This window comes from Zavarzinella formosa DSM 19928 (assembly GCF_000255705.1).
GTDB lineage: Bacteria > Planctomycetota > Planctomycetia > Gemmatales > Gemmataceae > Zavarzinella > Zavarzinella formosa.
On record NZ_JH636443.1, the window covers coordinates 58,120 to 74,879 of the forward strand.

General features: G+C 58.4%; 18 protein-coding genes. 9 read left to right on the plus strand and 9 right to left on the minus strand.

Going from position 1 to position 16,760, the window contains the following annotated elements; genetic code table 11:
* Window positions 1–53 precede the first annotated feature (53 nt).
* A complete protein-coding gene (locus BGIM_RS0125425; RefSeq protein ID WP_020472521.1) occupies window positions 54–908 on the minus strand; it encodes a GNAT family N-acetyltransferase in 855 nt (284 codons plus the stop codon).
* 137 nt (window positions 909–1,045) lie between these two features.
* On the opposite strand from BGIM_RS0125425, the gene BGIM_RS58250 reads away from it, so the two are divergent.
* Genes BGIM_RS58250 through BGIM_RS0125440 form a run of 3 tightly spaced genes read left to right on the plus strand, consistent with a single transcriptional unit; the run spans window position 1,046 to window position 3,600 of the window.
* Window positions 1,046–2,614 carry an ArnT family glycosyltransferase gene (locus BGIM_RS58250; RefSeq protein WP_020472522.1) on the plus strand — a complete coding sequence of 523 codons (1,569 nt, stop codon included), beginning with the start codon at window positions 1,046–1,048 and terminating at the stop codon, window positions 2,612–2,614.
* Between the two features lie 14 nt (window positions 2,615–2,628).
* A complete protein-coding gene (locus tag BGIM_RS0125435) occupies window positions 2,629–3,060 on the plus strand; it encodes a GNAT family N-acetyltransferase (protein ID WP_020472523.1) in 432 nt (143 codons plus the stop codon).
* A gap of 36 nt (window positions 3,061–3,096) precedes the next feature.
* On the plus strand, window positions 3,097–3,600 hold the full coding sequence (locus BGIM_RS0125440) for a hypothetical protein (RefSeq protein ID WP_020472524.1): 504 nt from the start codon (window positions 3,097–3,099) through the stop codon (window positions 3,598–3,600).
* Between the two features lie 103 nt (window positions 3,601–3,703).
* Here the strand turns inward: BGIM_RS0125440 and BGIM_RS0125445 are convergent, their stop codons facing one another.
* The 3 genes from BGIM_RS0125445 to BGIM_RS58255 all read right to left on the minus strand — a co-directional run bounded on the left by BGIM_RS0125445 (window position 3,704) and on the right by BGIM_RS58255 (window position 5,610).
* Entirely contained in the window at window positions 3,704–4,009 is a 306-nt protein-coding gene (locus BGIM_RS0125445; protein WP_020472525.1) for a type II toxin-antitoxin system RelE/ParE family toxin, read from the minus strand.
* On the minus strand, window positions 4,006–4,230 hold the full coding sequence (locus tag BGIM_RS0125450) for an addiction module protein (protein ID WP_020472526.1): 225 nt from the start codon (window positions 4,228–4,230) through the stop codon (window positions 4,006–4,008). The genes BGIM_RS0125445 and BGIM_RS0125450 overlap by 4 nt, the downstream gene beginning before the upstream one ends.
* A 90-nt stretch (window positions 4,231–4,320) precedes the next feature.
* On the minus strand, window positions 4,321–5,610 hold the full coding sequence (locus BGIM_RS58255; protein ID WP_157369418.1) for a serine/threonine protein kinase: 1,290 nt from the start codon (window positions 5,608–5,610) through the stop codon (window positions 4,321–4,323).
* A 640-nt stretch (window positions 5,611–6,250) separates the two neighbouring features.
* On the opposite strand from BGIM_RS58255, the gene BGIM_RS0125460 reads away from it, so the two are divergent.
* Window positions 6,251–6,424, plus strand: a complete 174-nt coding sequence (locus tag BGIM_RS0125460) for a hypothetical protein (RefSeq protein WP_020472527.1) — start codon at window positions 6,251–6,253, stop codon at window positions 6,422–6,424.
* Window positions 6,425–6,541: 117 nt separating this feature from the next.
* Here the strand turns inward: BGIM_RS0125460 and BGIM_RS58260 are convergent, their stop codons facing one another.
* Window positions 6,542–6,883, minus strand: coding sequence for a peptidase associated/transthyretin-like domain-containing protein (locus BGIM_RS58260; RefSeq protein WP_020472528.1), 342 nt, complete (start codon window positions 6,881–6,883; stop codon window positions 6,542–6,544).
* 40 nt (window positions 6,884–6,923) lie between these two features.
* Between BGIM_RS58260 and BGIM_RS58265 the strand changes: the two genes are divergently transcribed.
* Window positions 6,924–7,130: a hypothetical protein gene (locus tag BGIM_RS58265; RefSeq protein ID WP_157369420.1), complete on the plus strand. Its 207-nt coding sequence runs from the start codon at window positions 6,924–6,926 to the stop codon at window positions 7,128–7,130.
* Here BGIM_RS58265 and BGIM_RS0125475 read toward each other — a convergent pair.
* From BGIM_RS0125475 to BGIM_RS0125495, 4 genes are all read right to left on the minus strand, one after another.
* The gene (locus BGIM_RS0125475; RefSeq protein WP_238537719.1) at window positions 7,127–8,116 is read right to left on the minus strand and encodes a DUF1559 domain-containing protein; all 990 of its coding nucleotides are present in this window, start codon (window positions 8,114–8,116) and stop codon (window positions 7,127–7,129) included. The two genes, BGIM_RS58265 and BGIM_RS0125475, sit on opposite strands and share 4 nt — an antisense overlap.
* A gap of 425 nt (window positions 8,117–8,541) precedes the next feature.
* Window positions 8,542–9,549, minus strand: a complete 1,008-nt coding sequence (locus BGIM_RS0125480) for a DUF1559 domain-containing protein (RefSeq protein WP_157369421.1) — start codon at window positions 9,547–9,549, stop codon at window positions 8,542–8,544.
* Window positions 9,550–10,045: 496 nt separating this feature from the next.
* Complete coding sequence (locus BGIM_RS0125490) at window positions 10,046–11,509, minus strand: right-handed parallel beta-helix repeat-containing protein (protein ID WP_020472532.1); 1,464 nt, start codon at window positions 11,507–11,509, stop codon at window positions 10,046–10,048.
* Between the two features lie 72 nt (window positions 11,510–11,581).
* Complete coding sequence (locus BGIM_RS0125495; RefSeq protein WP_020472533.1) at window positions 11,582–12,556, minus strand: alpha/beta hydrolase; 975 nt, start codon at window positions 12,554–12,556, stop codon at window positions 11,582–11,584.
* A gap of 156 nt (window positions 12,557–12,712) precedes the next feature.
* Here BGIM_RS0125495 and BGIM_RS0125500 point away from each other — a divergent pair, with 156 nt between their 5' ends.
* The 4 genes from BGIM_RS0125500 to BGIM_RS0125515 all read left to right on the plus strand — a co-directional run bounded on the left by BGIM_RS0125500 (window position 12,713) and on the right by BGIM_RS0125515 (window position 16,513).
* A complete protein-coding gene (locus BGIM_RS0125500; protein WP_020472534.1) occupies window positions 12,713–13,138 on the plus strand; it encodes a hypothetical protein in 426 nt (141 codons plus the stop codon).
* Window positions 13,095–14,585, plus strand: a complete 1,491-nt coding sequence (locus tag BGIM_RS52360; RefSeq protein ID WP_084760068.1) for a pyridoxal phosphate-dependent decarboxylase family protein — start codon at window positions 13,095–13,097, stop codon at window positions 14,583–14,585. The genes BGIM_RS0125500 and BGIM_RS52360 overlap by 44 nt, the downstream gene beginning before the upstream one ends.
* Window positions 14,586–14,680: 95 nt before the next feature.
* Window positions 14,681–15,502, plus strand: coding sequence for a hypothetical protein (locus tag BGIM_RS66555; protein WP_020472536.1), 822 nt, complete (start codon window positions 14,681–14,683; stop codon window positions 15,500–15,502).
* A 54-nt stretch (window positions 15,503–15,556) separates the two neighbouring features.
* Window positions 15,557–16,513 carry a hypothetical protein gene (locus BGIM_RS0125515; RefSeq protein WP_020472537.1) on the plus strand — a complete coding sequence of 319 codons (957 nt, stop codon included), beginning with the start codon at window positions 15,557–15,559 and terminating at the stop codon, window positions 16,511–16,513.
* Window positions 16,514–16,760: the final 247 nt, after the last annotated feature.

Genomic DNA, 16,760 nt, shown 5'->3' on the forward strand with positions numbered 1-16,760 from the left:
CTCACGCAGTGGGGCTCTTGATAATCTCACACAAAATATCTGTTGATTTTGCATTATCCCAACTCCAATGTGGTGACTCCGTAAACCCGTTTGATGTCAAACGTCGGTATTGGCCCGTTGTACATCCGGGCGGTGCGGAACACCTCCGTCATGGAGAACCGCCGGATGAGGTGGTCGGCGCCGGGTTGGACGGTGGCCTCGGGGATGTCGATGCAGAACGGCTGACCGGGGATCGTCGCCACCAATCCGGCCAGCAACTCGGCGGCAATGGTTTCGTCGTCGGCAAACAAAGGGCCGATCTTGTGACCATCGGCTGATCTTCTCAACAAACCGTACCCGCGAATTTCACCATCATTGACAATCGCCCGGCCGACTGATTCCGGCAGTTTCAACCACTGACGCAGGAAGACTTCCCGCCGGGCGAAAAAGCATCGTTCGTCGTAGTCGGCCAGTTTGGGGAAGGGAACATCTGCCAGCGGCGTCAACCCGGCGGGCGTCTCGCCCCCGCCCGTTCCGGCGAACCGGAGCTGATGGTGGGCGAAGCGAAACCCGCTGGCCTCATAGTTCGGCACTTGAGCCAACACCCCGTCCAACCCGACCACCCGGCCGGCCACGTGAGCCATCCCCGCCTGCCAGACTCGCAGACCGAACCCTTTGCCGCGATGTTCCGGCCGGACAATATAGATGCCGAGGAACGCGGCATTCTCGCCATACCGCACACAAGAGACACTGGCGACCGGCAGATCGCCCAGGCATCCGACGAAAAAACCATCCGGATCGGTGGCGAAAAACGCCGGGGCATCATGAGTACCGGGATTCCACTTTTCCCCATCGGCCCAATCGCGGAGCAAGGGAACCTCGGCCGCCGTCAGTCGGTGAATGGTGAACTCGTCATCGCGGCGGGTCATGTCGCTCTCCCAAGGTGATTGTTTGAGGTATTCTGCCTTTCCCCCAAAGAACGCAAAGGGTCTTCCGCTTCGGGTTGACCGATTCCCCCCTTCCGTGCGAAAATGCCCCCCTTGCACATCAGGGAGGATGGGCGATCATGACGACGGATCGGCCTCGGCATCTCGGCTCTTGGGCGGCGTATCTCTGGACGACGGTCCTCTTTCCGGGCCGGAGCGCGGAACCCACGGCCACGCGAAGATCAGCCATCCTGATCCTGCTGTTCCTTCCGGCCCTGCTGCTATACCCGACGCTCAACTTCCGGCTGCTGGAACCGGACGAGGGACGTTACGCCCAGATTCCGCGCGAAATGCTGGCGCGGGGCGAATGGGTGGTGCCGACGCTGCAAGGCCAGCCGTATCTCGACAAGCCACCCCTGCTCTACTGGCTGGTGATGGCCAGCTATTCCGTGTTCGGCGTCAGCGAGGCGGCGGCCCGGTTGATTCCGGCCATCGCCACGCATCTCACCATTTTGCTGGTTTATCTGATCGGCCGGCGAAGCCTCGGGGAACGCTCCGCATTCTGGGGGGCGTTGCTGCTGGGCATTACGCCGGGGTTTGTCGGCATGGGCCGATTGCTCATCATGGATGGCCTGCTGACCATGTGGGTCACGCTGGCCCTGCTCGCCGGTTTCGAGGCCGTTCGCGGGCCGACGCTGCGCCGGGGCTGGTGGTATCTGGCGGCTGTCGCCTGCGGGTTTGGCGTGTTGACCAAGGGGCCGATTCCGCTGATCCTGCTGGCGCCGCCCATGCTGATGCACGGCTGGCTCACCGGCCAGCGAGCGGCCATCGGTTGGAAACACGTTGTCGGCTTTCTGTCGGTCGTTCTCCTCGTCAACCTGCCGTGGTATGCCGGGATTTTCCTGCGACAGCCCGTGTTCCTCCGATACTTTTTCTGGGAACACAACATCATGAGATTCATCAAACCATTCGACCACTTGGAACCCGTCTGGTTCTACATGCCGGTGATGCTCGCTGGGTTGCTTCCCGGAACACTGCTGTTGCTGGCCTTCGCCCGCCATCTGATGAGCGGGGACGAATCGCTGGCCCGCACCCGCACGCCGGAACTCGGCTTCTGGCTCCTCGCCGGGGGGTGGTGCGTGTTGTTCTTCTCGCTCTCCGGGTGCAAATTGCCGACGTATGTTCTTCCGGCGTTCCCGTGTCTGTTGCTCGCCCTCGGCGATTTCGTGGCCAAGACCCGTTGGCAATCCGCGTGGCAAACCCGCACCGGAGTGACCTGTTCAGCGGCCTTGATGGTGTTCGCGTTTTATGTGGCCATCCCGTGGTATGCGGATCTGCGTTCGCCGATGGGACCGCCCGCCGTGGCTGACAAACTGCTGGCGTCGAACAACGAGACGATTTACTGCTTCCCCCGGAATGTCGATTCCGTGGCGTTCTACACCGGGCGGGACGATCTCAAGAGCATGAGAAGCAAGCAATCGCAAGAACTAATCGAAACGCTGATGACGCAAGATCACGCCGTGGTGCTGTTCACGCACCGGCACTCGCTGGAGAGTTTCAAGGCGGTGTTGCCCCCGCAATTGATGGTGGCCGAGGCCACCCCGGTGCGGCATCGCGGCACCGGGGCGAACTTTCTGGATAAGATTGTGGGGGATGGTCCGTGGGGCCTGTGCGACGTGGCCGTGATTCAAAAAGTACCCAAACGCTAAACGGCAGAGCGCGGATGATTTCTATCGAACCGATGACCCCGGCCGACATTCCCGACGCGCTGGCCGTGTGGGCCGACCAACCGGGCATCGTCCTGCGGGAAGCGGACACCCCGGAGGCCCTGACGGCGTACCTGAAACGCAACCCCGGCACCAGTTTCATCGTGCGTGAGAACGGCCGGGTGATCGGGGCCGCCCTCTCGGGCCACGATGGCCGCCGGGGTTTCCTGCATCATGTGCTGATTGTCGAAGGTCACCGCCGCCGCGGTCTGGGCCGCCGACTGGTGGAAACCTGCCTGGACGCGCTCGAAGCCCAGGGCATTTTGAAAAGTCATATCTACGTGAATCATGACAACGAAGACGGCAAAGTCTTCTGGCGCCGCCTCGGCTGGGCCGAACGCCCGATGCTGACGCTCATGTCCGTCAGCCGGGGCGGAGAGATGGCGTGAGACCGCCTGGCTTCGCCGGCTCTTTGAGGCAGCCGATTGATTGACAATTTCCTACTTTTGTCCCTGATGATTTACACCGGCCCGTATCTCGTGTCGGGCGCATGGGTTCTGTTCAACCTTCAACGGGTGATCAACGCCATCGCCCCCGAGCGTCGCGAGGTTTCCCCGCTCTTCGTCTGGTTCGGGCTGCTGCCTGTGATTGGTCAAATCTGGAGCGTGTTTCTCGTCAATTTGGCCTCCAATTCATTGAAAGAGGAATTCGTCTTTCGGAAATACGATCTGACCGGCGAAAGCTTCGGACAAAAACCGGGCGAGGCTTGGTGCCGATGGCTGGGCGGCTCGATGGTCTTCGTGGCGCTGGGCGTTCTTGCTCAGAGTGACATCATCGTCTCGGTCTCCTACTTACCCGGACTTTTCGCCTTGGGCATGGCGTTGGAATACGGCTACGTGATGCACGCCCACTGGCAGCATCTGAACGGCAAAGGCGTTGCCCATCGCACGGCAGATGAGCGGGATTTCGACGAGGATTACCGGGGGTAAAGAAGAAAATGACACGAGAAGAACCCCGTGAAGCCGCGACGCGAAGTCTTCGCAGCGGAGCGTGGACTTCCGGCGGGCAATCGCCGCCGGGACAGTCTCTCGATCAAAAGAGACGGCTTCGCCTCACCCACCATGTCCGGGAACTTTGGCGGTAATGAAGGACGGCAAGGACAATGGTTTCGTTCGTGTCGATCCGATAATAGATAATGTGCGGAAACCGCGGAATCATCGCCGCCCGAACTGCTCCGCGAACAATGCCGTACAGATGCGGATTATGCGTGATTCGATTGGCTTGAATGGTCAATTGATCGAGGAAGCGATCGCCGAGTCCGGCGGAACGGGATTCATAATCATCATAAATCGCATCAATTTCCTCGCGGGCTTCCACGATGAATCGCAAGGGGTTCATTTTGCCCTGCGCACATGGGCCAGCACTTCATCCAGCGAATAGGTCTTTGATGGATTGGCTTGATGCTCCGTCCATCGGCGATCAAGTTCCTCGTTCAAATCATCATCAATGACTGGCGCAAGGTTTTCGACCGCGAGCTGGTCCCATATCGCTTGAACCAATTCGAGCTTATCCTGAACAGACCACTCGCCTACTTCTTTGAGAATTTCTGGTGTGTTCATCGTTTGTCCCCCAATTGGTGATTTGATTCTACCAATGGCTGACGCTCTTTGAAACACGGCGAGCCCAGATATCCATTCCGCTTCCCATACTCACCCCGTCCCCATCAGATAACCCCGCAAATCCACATAAGACTGGGTGCAGCGTTCCCGCCAGGCGGCGTCGGCGAGTTGGCTGATGGACAGGGGGCGGAACACCGCTTGAATCAGCAGCTTGTTGCCTCGTTGCGGGTCCACTTGATGCAGGTGAAGTTCCAACATTAATGGGTCCGGCTTGCGGCCAAAGCCGAGCCAGGAGAGCGAGCCGCCGCGGGTTTGGTTCATGGCCGGCGCGATTTTCATCGTCACCATGCCGGGGATGCTCTCCAAAATCTGACCGGCGTGATCGGAGGCATAACCCCGGAGTTTCATGATGGCGATAGATTCTGGCATCCAGGCCTCCATCGTGAAGGCCAGCGTGTTCGGGTCGTTGACCAACACCGGGCCGGTCGGCCGCACGGGCAGGGGTTTGGTGGTTTCCCCGAAGCCGGAATGCGACATCGAGATGGCCATTTCGTACATCTCGCCCAGTTCGGCGGCGCTCTGCGGCCGGTCGGCGGGGTTCTTCTCCAGACAGGTGAACACGCAGGCTTCGATCGGCTCGGGAATGTCGATGTTCAAACCCAAGTCACCGAAACGAGGCGGCATCTCCGTGGCGTGGGCGAGCATCAGGTCCATGCTGGACGGCCCGATGAACGGCAACCGCCCGGTGAGGAGTTCGTACATCATCACGCCGACGCTGTACAAGTCGCCGCGATGATCGACATCGTCCCCCTTCACCTGCTCCGGGTTGATGTAGCCAGGCGTGCCGACCGCGAACTCGGCACTGCTGGCCCGGTAATCCGTCAGGGCGGTGGCATCGAGCAATTTGGCGAGGCCAAAGTCCATCACCTTGACCTTCTCGCGCGGGGTGTCGTGATCCACCACCATGAGATTGGCCGGTTTCAAGTCGCGGTGGATCAGGCCCTGTTCGTGGGCGACTTGCAGCACTTCACAGAGTTGAGTGATGAGCCGGCCGACGCGGGTGTAGGAGAGGCGGCCATTTTTGGCGAGGAGAGTTTCGAGGTTCACGCCCCGGATGTATTCCATCACGATGCACGGGCCATCCGAGATGGACGCATCGAAAAGCGAGACGGCGTAAGGATGCGCGAACCGGGCCATCAACAGCGTCTCACGCTGGAAGCGGTCGCGGAATTTCGGGTCGGCGGCCACGTCGTCGTGCATCACCTTGACGACGACCTGCCGGCCAAGATCGAGTTGCCGGGCCAAGTACACCTTGCCCATCCCCCCCTCGCCGAGGAGACGGACCGCTTCGTACCGGCCGAGGAAAATACGGCCAATCATGCCCTGCCCATGTTGCGCGGGCGGCAGCAAGGCTGCCAGGAAAAGCCCATGTGATTATCGTAGTGCGAATTTGACGAAGCAACCATGCGACCCTCGAAACGAGAACCGCCGGTCGTTCGTCCGTGGAAGGACATCTCAAGAATAGCGGACAAGTGCGGCCGGAGTCGGGATTTGGTCCAGATTTTGTTCTGGCCGAAAATTGAGCCGACACCATCGGCATTCAACTGCGCATCGCGAGGAAACAATCGTTACAATCCGCACAATCGCAACTTCAAAATTTCAAATTTGGCGATTTGGGGTAGAATGATTTTGACCAAAACGTGGTCAAATACTCCATCTTTTCAGTTTTAGACGAACATGGAACATAAATTGCAATTCAATTTGACTAACAACCGGACATGAAATCTGCCGCTGAATGATGCCCGGTTGGCGTGGTTTACAGTTGGTGGCCAGCGGCATGCGAACCATTCGCAAGAGTATTTTAAGGAACTTTTGCCCTTGTAAAATTTTCAAGAGCTGTACTAGACAGATCTTGACAGAATCTTTAGAATATCTTCCTTGAAGCCCAATTTAGCTATTCCCCCTCGGCCGATTCGTTTCGGCAGGCGAAATTGTGGTTTCTTAGGTGGAGGAGAAGAACATGAGCGACGAAGTGTTTCGTTCCCTCAGTTGGGTTGGGCTGGCCGTTGGGATCGTCGCCGTTTTCATGGTGCTGGAAATTCTCTTCCGCTCCCTGACGAACCGCTACGGGACCCAGCAAGATCAGTTCCCGCACCGGGCCGCGAATGGCAGTTCCACGACTCAGTACAAGTAACCAACCGTCCCGCCCCTTGTCGGCCCCGCACAACAAAAAATTGAAAAAGCCGACCGGGCAATCCGGTCGGCTTTTTTTGTTTCAACTCTCAATCATTTGGCCAAAAGCCAGGCGTCCTCAACGAATCCCCCCCATCGCGCCTCCCATCGCCCCCCCCTGGCCGGTGAGTGGAAAGTCGATGGTGGAGGGACTCGCGCCGGGCACCGTCGCCGTTAAAATGGTGTCTTCCATTTTGCTGTAAAACGGAGGAAGAGTTTCTTTTCCTCCAGTGGAAAACGGGCTGGCATCCGCCGGGATTTCCTTGCCATCAGTTCCCAAAATCCGCGAGATGACCACTTTGTATTCTCCCGGCGGCACGCCAGCGTCCCCCTTGGTAGACATCAAGGCGTATTTTCCGTCGGCATCGGTGCGGGCGCTTCCCGGCGCTCCTTTTTTGTCCGTCGGGATGAATTGAATCATGGCGCCACTGATCGGTTTGCCCTTCAAGGAAACCTTTCCGGTGATCGCCACCGGCGGACCAGAGGAAGAATTTGAACAACCGGACAGGCAGATCAATCCGCCAATCAACAAGACAAAACTGCGCATGGGTTCCTCAAAAAAATCTGATGAAGGTGAGATGGGGCGGGTGACAAAACAACAACAGGCGATTCTCCCCCGGACCATTCCGAAGATGAATCGCCTGCCTGCCAAACCGAGGGCGTCCTAGGGGAGCGTGACCACGTTGCCGTCGCCGATTTTGGTCATGTTCGTGAGGGTGGTGGTGTCCACAGTGTCACGGACGAAGGAAACAGAGCCGTCCCCCTTGAGGAAGTTGGCGCCGCCAGTGTGCAGGCTGCCCGGATTCCACCATTCGGAGCTTTGTCCGCGAGGCAGGGGTTTGCCTGCGTTGGCGCCCGTCCACGAGGGGTATACCCACACGTTGATGCCGTTGGTCGGATCCAAGCCGGTCATCACCCACGACCGATAGGCCCAAGCGGCCCGCGAACCGTCGTACACAGCCAAGGTTCCCTCGGCCATGGCGAACGTGTTGCTCGTGCCGTCAACGATGTCGGCCATTCTGCATTTGCTATTTTCGCCAAACATGTATCTCGTGGCGCCTGTTCCATTGGTCCAATAGTTGGCGCCGCTCGTCGGATAAGCCATGAAGTCGTAATTGGTCTTGTAGGCCACACCGGTTGACGGGCCATAGAACGTGCCGGTGATGGTATCCGGCCCATTGTCCGACGGGCACATGATCGTGCCAATTCGCTGCTGACAAAGCGCCAGATTCGCCGCGCTCACGCCGCCGCCGGCCAGAGTGCCAGTCTGCCCGTTCTGTTGAGAATGGGACGCTGACGTGTTGTCATACTGTTTGAACAGATTGTCTTGCTCCATGTACGGCAACATGAGGACGATGCCGTTGAGGTTGTAGCCGGGGCTGTTCGCCGGGCTGGCCCAAGCGTAGTTTTTTCCACCCGCCGGGAATTCACCATTGGCGCTTTCGTAATTATGAAGCGCCAAACCGAGTTGTTTCAGGTTGTTGGAGCATTTCATCCGGTTCGCTGCTTCGCGGATCTTTTGGACCGCCGGCAACAACAACCCGATGAGGATGGCGATAATCGCGATCACCACCAACAGTTCGATCAGCGTAAAGGCTGATCGTCCGGAAACGCGGCGATAGGCCGCCATTTGCGGACAGCGTGAGTTTGACAAGAAGACTCCCTGACAAGATGAGGTACGAAAAATCAAAAGCCGTGCGGGCAGGAACGAGACAGGTCTCGTTAATCGACGGCGGGATAAATTGATTAAAGCAATCATCATGCCGCAAAAGTCAACGCGAATCATCCAAGACCTTGTTCTCCACAAATGACGTGAAAACAGGCACTTGCAACAATTCAACAATCTGACATATCACCAATATATAAGATTGTCTGATGGCTGAATGTGAACATAAAATGCTTAAATAATGTGCATTACTAAAATAAAGTCACTCGTTTATAACGACACCGAACAGTGGCAAATTGGTCTGAAACAAGAATTGTCTTTGGAACTTCGTTCGCAGACTGGCGCCAATAAAAAACCGACGAGGAAACCTCGTCGGTTTTTCGACTTCAACCGATCAGTTGGGTGAAAATCAATTACCAGTCTGTTCCGTTGACGGTGCCGTCGCTCGGATTGGCGGCAAGCCAGAGCGTGGTGGCTGTGATCGAGGTGCGAACCGTCTTGACGCTACCGTCCATCAGGCCGCACAGAACCGAACCCGTGTGAGCCGAGCTAATCGTCCGGTCCCCAGTAGGTTGGGTGGAGGAGTTGCTGTAAACCGCCGCCGAGGGAGAAGCCAGCGGAACCATCCCGACATCAAGGAGAGCGCCACCCGACGGGGGCGACGAGGCGATCGATCCGAACTGGGCCTGGTACACGTTGAACACCGGACCATAAGTGGTGGGGCCGGAAGAGAAACTGCCCGGCGACAAGTCTCGGTAAGCGTAGATGCCGCCGATTCCGATCATCCGTTCTGAAAAGCCAATCGTGTTCGAGGAACCGTCTTGAATGGTGGCGATGGTCGTGGCCTTGGTCGTCGTCCAGACGCAACTCGTCGGGGCGGTGGTGGCCGTCGCCCCAGAGATGTTTGCAAAGACCCCGGCGTTGGCAACATAACAAGAAACGGCGGTCGGGCTGGTGGTGGTCAGCGTGTTAACAGCCACAGCGCTGTTGACCGTCGAAGCGCTTCCCTTGGGATCGGAGGGACAAAGGAACGTGTTGATCACTTGGGCGCAGTTCGTGGGATTCAATCCACCGGCGCTTTGGAAGCTGGTGTACAAATTGGCTTGTTCGATGTACGGCAGCAGCGTGACCATGATGCTGACGCGGCCATTGGCCGGGGTCACCGTGTTGACGTTGCCTTCCATCGGCGGCAGGGCCTGGTATGTGCCTTCGTAGTTATGCACGCCCAAGGCGATTTGCTTCAGGTTGTTTGAACACTTCATACGGTTGGCGGCTTCGCGGATTTTTTGAACCGCTGGCAACAACAAGCCGATCAAAATAGCGATGATCGCAATGACCACCAGCAATTCAATCAGCGTAAAAGCCGACCGACCGGAAATACGGCGATACACCGCCATTTGCGGACAACGTGAGATTGACAAAGACGCTCCATGTGAAAAAGAAGTAAAAGACCGAATCACAGGCCGTTTCTTGGAGAGGAAAACGAGTGTTGATCCCGTTTTTCGGCGGCAGGGTGCAAGAAGTTAAGCAATCAACGTGCCGTGAGATCCCGCGAGCGCCAATTCATCCTTCCCGATTACCGCAAACCACTTAGCCACAGACATTTGCGACAACCATCATATCACCACCACCAAACGCTCATATGCCCAAAATCCTGTTAGATTGCTCAAAAATCACCCACGATGCCTGTTCAATTCGCGTTATCAAAAATCGCTCGATCATAAGAATCAAGCTCAACAAGCCCCGTGGCCGCGTTCCTGCGAACGAGAGGATTTCCACGAATCCCATGCGAGCATCACTTGCATGGAGATTTGGCGTGGAGCAAATCACAGTGAATTCAATTGCCCAAGAACAGCTTCAGGCAGAGATGATTTGATTGAGGAAAGCCGCACATTATGCGGCGAGATGACAAACCGCTTATTTTTTCACCTGATTTCGCTCGACCAAGCCCGAGGCAGGATCAGCTTCAACGGCTCCGCCGAGCAGATTGTCCGTGACCATGTTGCCTCGGCCGCCGGTCACGCGGATTGACGGCGTCTTCTTGTCGCCAGGCCGGGCGTCGAGGATCACGCAGCCGGATACTTTGCTGTCTGACGTTTCCGTCAGCATCACGCCGATGGCATCGCCGTCCAAGATCGTGCAACCGGTGATGTTGAAGCGCTTGCTGTTCCCGACCGTCATACTGGCTTCGGTCTTTCGCACGTTGGTGAGGTGCAGTCCGCTCACATTGCAGTCTTCACAGTTCTTGAACACCACATCGTTTTTCGCGTCGCGCGAATTGCCGAACCGGTCGTAATGCGGGTTCCGGTCCATGCTGTTTGGGCCGACGACGACGCTATGAGAATCCTCGACCAGCAGGTTGTGATCGAAACCTTCCCAAAAGGTGTTCCCGGAGATGACGACGCCCCGGCAGCTTTCCAGATGCACGTTCACCCGCACATCGCTGAACACGTTGCCGGTGATTGTCACATGCCCCTGCCGGACCACGGGCATGTCCTTCCCCGGATTCGACAGTCCCCGGATATGCACATTCGCGCAACCGGCGGCCTTCCCGGTGTGCTGAACCGTGCAGCCGGTGATGGCCACTTCGCCGGTGCCGAAATCGCTTCCGGTGGCATCAATGAAGATGTTGGCTGTCGCCGGCCCGGTCGGCAGGGCCATGTTGGCTTCGATATCACACCCGGTGATTTGCAGATTCCGCACGTTCCCCTTGATGGAGACGATCCCTCCCCCGGCGTTGTAACTGACATGGCTGCCGATGACATTGATTTGGTGAAGGTCCACGTCGTCCAGAAACACGCCGATGCCCCGATTTTCGTAGAGGTGACAATCGGAGATGATGACGTTGCGGTTGCGTTTGTAAAGCCGCACGGCATTCAACGTCTTGCGAACAACCAGCCGGGACAGGGTGATTTGCATCGTCCCCTCGGCCTCGATACCGCAGGCCTCGGGATGATTGCCGACAATCTCCAATCCCTCGACCATCGGGGCGCGTTGCCGGTCCCACACGGGAGCCTTGATCGTGACCGGATCTGCCGTACCGGCATGCGTGCCGACGAACCGAATCGCCGCGCCGGGACCGTCCATCAGAAGCCGGGCCGTCCCGTGGCCTTCGATGGATGTGAACCCGGTCTTGTCGAGATCGACCAGCAGAGGCTTGGTGAGCCGATAGATTCCGCGAGGCAGACTGATCGTGCCCCGGCCTTCGTCAATCGCTCGCTGAATGGCGGCCGTGTCGTCGGCTTTGCCATCGCCAACGGCCCCGAAAGCGGTCTTTTCCACCGGCTTCGGCGGGTCCTGGCTCTGGCTGCGGGTGGCGATGATCCAGCCGAGCGATCCCGTGATGGCGACCAGCAGCAACCCATTCCATTTCCAGTTCATGAGTTCTCCGTCACGCAAAGCGTCGGGTTTCTAGACGGGCAAAATAATCACCCAGTTCGGACGTTTCGCCGGTCAGTCTTCTTTGAAAAACTTCACGATTTGATTGGTGGCCTCGAACAAAAACAACGCGGCCCCGACATGCGTGGCGTTCAGCCAGATGATCTTTTGCTTGCCGGTGGCTTCCCACAAAGTCTTCGCGGCCGCCGGGGGAACCACGTCGTCCCGGCTGGCGGCGATCATCAACAGCCGTTTATCCTTCAACACGGCGGCGTTGGTGATCGGGTCAGCCGGGGCAATGGCGGCTTTCATCACATCGCGGGTGATCCCAATCGTCGAAAGGGCCGCGAGCAGCGGCTTGGCTTGCGGGTGTTCCCAATAGGCATCGACCAGACCACCGCCGCCGAGCAACAACGACACCCGCGTGAGCCGGGGTTCGGATTCGGCGGTCAGCGCCCCCATGAAGCTCCCCAAACTGGTGCCGTGGATGCCAAGTTTCTTTTTGTTCACTTCCGGGCGGCTTTCCAGCCAGGCCACGCCGCAACGATTGTCCAGCACGGTTTGCCGGATGTTATCCATCGTCTGGTTGATGTTTGGGGAGAGCAGGCGAATCTTCTCCCCGGCCGGCCGGCGCGGGCCGTAATAAGGCATCTGAATGATGAGGGCGGCGATGTCGTTTTGGGCGAACATGCTGGCCAGCCCGCGCGAGACGACCTGGCTGCCATCAAGAATGTCCAGCAGGATGACACCGGGGAACGGCCCCTTGCCCGCCGGCCGGTAATATTCCGCGTGAACGGTGTTGTTCGATTCATGCGGGGATTTGACCGGCGAAGGGAAGGTCAGGTCCGCGATGGTGATGCCGCTGACCGGGAGTTCCCGCTTCGGCGTCATGATGTAATCGAACGTGTACTCCGCCAGCCGATAACGCTCCGGAATGGCGGCCTGATCGTCGAGGGGTTTGAAGGTGACCCGCCCCTTTTCAACCGAGCCAGGCTCCGCATTCGCCATCCCGACGGCCAACAGCAACAAGGCGGCGAGTGATCCACGCATGGAGGAAATTCCCAAGGGTGTGATGGGTGAGTGAGATTGATTGTGGCCGGGCGGGTCATCAGAAGCAAGGGAAGAGTTCCCCGGATCACCCGTTGTTGGCGGAGGCTCGATGATCGGCTACAATAAAGTAAAACCGCAGACTCGGGGATCGTTGCCGTGGCCCGCAAAGCGCAAAAGACGAAAATCGTGGCCTTCAAGGTGGAAGAAGATCTCGCGGAATTTCTGGACAAGTTGAACAACAAGAGCGACTTTATCCGCAAGGCCATTCTGGCTCAATTCTCAATGGCCTGCCCGCTGTGCGCCGGAAGCGGCGTGGTCGCCCGCGGGATACACGACCATTACAAACCGGTGATCGCCGAGCAAAACCATCATCCGTGCAGCCGGTGCAAAACCCCGGTCGTGCTGCCGCTCAGCCTGGAAGGGGTTAGCGAAAAGGATCGCAAGCGGCTCGAACAGTATTACCATGGCGGCCCGCTGTTCTGCGCCAAGTGTTTCCCGGAAATCCCCGCGTGCGACGACTGCGAATGGCACATCCCGCATGACGGCATCGCCGATCACTTCCGCAAGGCCCACACCCATTGACCCGTTGCGGGAATCTCTCGACGAGCCGTTAAGCCAGCCGACCGAGGCCGAGTTCCGGCAAATGGCCGACGAAATCGTCCGCTGGACGGCCCGGCATCTCGCCACACTCCCCGAACAACATATCGGCCTTACTGGCACGCCCGAGGAATTACGGCAACTTCTCCCGACGAATGCCCCGGAGACCGGCCGGGGCTTCGTCGGCCTCTTTGCCGACGTGCGGGAAAAACTCTTCCCCCATGCTTTTCGCAACAACCATCCCCGGTTTCTGGCGTTTATCCCCGCCTGGCCCTCCGCCGAAAGCATCCAAGGCGAATGGCTGACGGCCGCCACCAATTTCTACGGCGGCATCTGGCTCGAAGGTTCCGGCCCCGCCCACATCGAGAACACGGTGATTGGCTGGTTCCGCGACTGGCTCGGCCTGCCGGAGACAACCAAGGGCGTGCTGACAGCGGGCGGGTCCGAGGCGAATCTGACAGCGCTGGTCGTGGCGAGAGAATCATTGACCTCCGACGAACGAAACCGCTCGGTGATTTACCTGTCGGCCGAACGGCATTGGTCCGTGGACAAGGCCCTGATGGTCATCGGCCATCCGCCGGAACGGATCCGGCATGTGCCGACCGACGGGCAGTTTCGTTTTAATGTCCCCGCCCTTGCACGCGCGATCCAAAAAGATCAACAGGCGGGACTTCGCCCGTGGGTGGTGGTCGGCAACGCCGGGGCGACGAACACCGGAACCGTCGATCCATTGAATGAACTTGCGGAAGTCGCCCGCGAATTTGGCTTGTGGTTCCACGTCGATGCCGCCTATGGCTGGAGTGGGATGCTCGACCCGGACGAACGACCGGCCTTTGCGGGAATTGAAAAGGCCGGCTCGGTTACGCTCGATCCCCACAAATGGTTTGCCCAACCCTATGAGAGCGGCTGCCTGCTGGCGCGAGAAGGCCATCGCCTTCCGGCGACCTTTGCCGACCGGCCGGATTATCTCGATGATGCCGCCCCGGCCGAAGGGGAAACCAACTATGCCGATCACGGCCTGTCGCTAAGCCGCCGGTTTCGGGCGTTCAAAATCTGGTTTGCGGTTCAGTCACTCGGCGTCGGCTGGCACCGGCAACTCGTCACCCGCTGTTGCCGGCTGGCGGCCTATGCCGAAAACGTGCTGCGCTCCCGGCCAGAATTTGAAATTCTCTGCCCCCGGCAATTGGGCATCGTTTGTTTCCGGTATCATCGATCCGGGGTCGAACACGATTGGGATACCCTCAACCGGCGAATCCTCGCGGATCTGCGAAACTCCGGGCTGGGCTTCCTTTCCTCCACACGATTGTCCGGCACGCTGGCCATTCGCATGTGTTTCGTCAACGGCCGGACCACCGCCACAGATATCGACCGGCTGATCGACTTTCTGGCCCTCGCGGGCGAACAAGCCGAACGTGCCGACGATGCCGGTTGAGCAGATCGGCGAGCCGGGGCGATTCCCGCCGCCCCCTTGACGGCATGCCGATTGCCTGTCACGCTAAGGATTGGAACCATTCGGGAAGCACGATCATGAAGCGGTATCGCTGGTTCGGGTTGGGCGTTGTGACGCTGGCGTCTGCCCTGACAGGCATCGCGCAGGAAAAAGACACGGGTGCCGCGAAGGAAAAAGGCCCGGAGGTCGCGCAGGAGAAGGGCGCAAGCGACGCCCCGAAGCGGGACGAAATTCTGGAAGGCTTCCGGGCCTACGTCGTCAACGAACCGCGATACGCCCCGAACGAACTCCGCAACCGCACCGGGAAGATGGAGGATCTCGTTTGCGATCACGGCCTCAACCCGGTGATCGCCGTCTTCTCCCGCACCATCCCGGCTGATGCCAGCCATCCGCTGAATGTGCTTGTCGCCAAACTGGACGCCCTCGGAGATAACTACGTCAACCGGCGTCTCGGCACCTATCTCGTGTTCCTAGCCCTGAAAGACGAATACCGCAAGGACGAAACACGAGACGCCCGCATCAGCGAGATCCAACGCTTCGTCAAGGAAGCAACACCCAAACGGACCACGATCGGCCTGGCAGAAGCCACCGAGACGCCCGACGGCACGAACCAAGCCGCCATCCCGGCCCAAGTGACCAGTATGGGCATCGGCGCCGACGATGACTTGGTGATCGTGCTGTATCAACGCTTCATCGTGGTGAAACGATGGAAGTTCAAGGCCGACGCCCCGCCATCGGAAGCTCTCCTCACCGAACTGACCGGCGAGGTGGCCAAATTACTCGGCCCGGTGAAGAAGCGAGCCAACATCGGCGAACCGAGGGAAGAGCCGAAAGCCGCTCCGAAGAAGGATGAGCCCAAAGAAGAGCCGAAAAAGGAAGAACCGAAGAAAGACGAATGATGTGATCGGCCGCTTTTCGAGAACCCGCAAAATCATTTCCAAAGATATCTCCTGATGTGGCGTGTCGGCATCGACGAGGCGGGTTACGGCCCCAATTTGGGGCCGTTGGTGCTGGCCTGCACGGCCTGCCATGTCCCCGACGACACCCCGGCCGATTTATGGGGGGTTCTGGCCGCCGCTGTCCGCAAGAAAGTCGGGCGGGACGATGGCCGTTTGCTGATCGACGATTCCAAAAAGGTTCATCAGGGAGTCACCGGCAACGCCAAGCTCGAACGCGGCGTGCTGGCGATGATCGGCCAGACGGGCGCCCTGCCGACCACTCTCGCGGAATTACTCGATCACCGGGCGGTCGGGGATTCCATCATCGAATTGCTGGAAGAACCGTGGTATCAATCAACGATGCCGATTGGCGTGTTCGATGAGGCCGCCAAGATCACAACCGCCGTGAACGCCTTCGGCGAAGTTTGCCGGGCTGCGAATGTGACGTGGTTTGCCCCGCGAATGATGGTGATTCCCACCCCCCGCTTCAACAACCTGCTGGACCAACTCGACCTCAAATCCGAAGTCCTGATCGACGGCATCAAACGCCTGTTCGCCACGGTGTTGACATTGCCGGGAACCGATCCCGTGCGGGTGGCCGTGGACCGGCTCGGGGGCCGCACGTTTTATGCCCCGCTGCTTCAGGAGGTTTTCAAGGACGGTTATGTGCGGATCGTTCAGGAATCGGCCGAGATGTGCGAATACACGATTTACGGCCTCAGCCGCGAGATTCACTTCAGTTTCCAACCACGGGCCGACGGCGAACACATGAACGTCGCCCTGGCTTCCATGCTGGCCAAATACCTGCGTGAAGTCTTCATGACCCAGTTCAACGCCCACTGGTCAACGCATGTGCCGGGCGTGAAACCCACCGCCGGTTATCCGGTGGACGCCGCGAGGTTTTTGAACGACATCCGGGATGTCATGGAACAACGGGCGATCCCGATGCGGAAGGTATGGCGCCGGAAGTAAAGAGATAAGAAAAGAGGAAAGGCACTAACCACAAAGACGCAAAGATCACACAAAGTTTCACAAAGAAAACCAAGACAACAAGCAAAGTTTAATCAAGAAAACAGAAGAAATCCAACCAAGAGCGAAGGCCAGATCAGCCCGGTTTGTCCTTTGATTTCTTAATTGAACTTTGCTTGTTGTTTTGGTTTTCTTTGTGAAACTTTGTGTGATCTTTGCGTCTTTGTGGTTAGTGTCTTTCCTCTTTCCC

Bases quoted from the DNA above. Each gene is read 5' to 3' on its own strand.
- BGIM_RS0125425 (WP_020472521.1), bottom strand. From the start codon at position 908: ATGACCCGCCGCGATGACGAGTTCACCATTCACCGACTGACGGCGGCC.
- BGIM_RS58250 (WP_020472522.1), top strand. From the start codon at position 1,046: ATGACGACGGATCGGCCTCGGCATCTCGGCTCTTGGGCGGCGTATCTC.
- BGIM_RS0125435 (WP_020472523.1), top strand. From the start codon at position 2,629: ATGATTTCTATCGAACCGATGACCCCGGCCGACATTCCCGACGCGCTG.
- BGIM_RS0125445 (WP_020472525.1), bottom strand. From the start codon at position 4,009: ATGAACCCCTTGCGATTCATCGTGGAAGCCCGCGAGGAAATTGATGCG.
- BGIM_RS0125450 (WP_020472526.1), bottom strand. From the start codon at position 4,230: ATGAACACACCAGAAATTCTCAAAGAAGTAGGCGAGTGGTCTGTTCAG.
- BGIM_RS58255 (WP_157369418.1), bottom strand. From the start codon at position 5,610: ATGATTGGCCGTATTTTCCTCGGCCGGTACGAAGCGGTCCGTCTCCTC.
- BGIM_RS0125460 (WP_020472527.1), top strand. From the start codon at position 6,251: ATGAGCGACGAAGTGTTTCGTTCCCTCAGTTGGGTTGGGCTGGCCGTT.
- BGIM_RS58260 (WP_020472528.1), bottom strand. From the start codon at position 6,883: ATGATTCAATTCATCCCGACGGACAAAAAAGGAGCGCCGGGAAGCGCC.
- BGIM_RS0125490 (WP_020472532.1), bottom strand. From the start codon at position 11,509: ATGAACTGGAAATGGAATGGGTTGCTGCTGGTCGCCATCACGGGATCG.
- BGIM_RS0125495 (WP_020472533.1), bottom strand. From the start codon at position 12,556: ATGCGTGGATCACTCGCCGCCTTGTTGCTGTTGGCCGTCGGGATGGCG.
- BGIM_RS52360 (WP_084760068.1), top strand. From the start codon at position 13,095: ATGACGGCATCGCCGATCACTTCCGCAAGGCCCACACCCATTGACCCG.
- BGIM_RS66555 (WP_020472536.1), top strand. From the start codon at position 14,681: ATGAAGCGGTATCGCTGGTTCGGGTTGGGCGTTGTGACGCTGGCGTCT.
- BGIM_RS0125515 (WP_020472537.1), top strand. From the start codon at position 15,557: ATGTGGCGTGTCGGCATCGACGAGGCGGGTTACGGCCCCAATTTGGGG.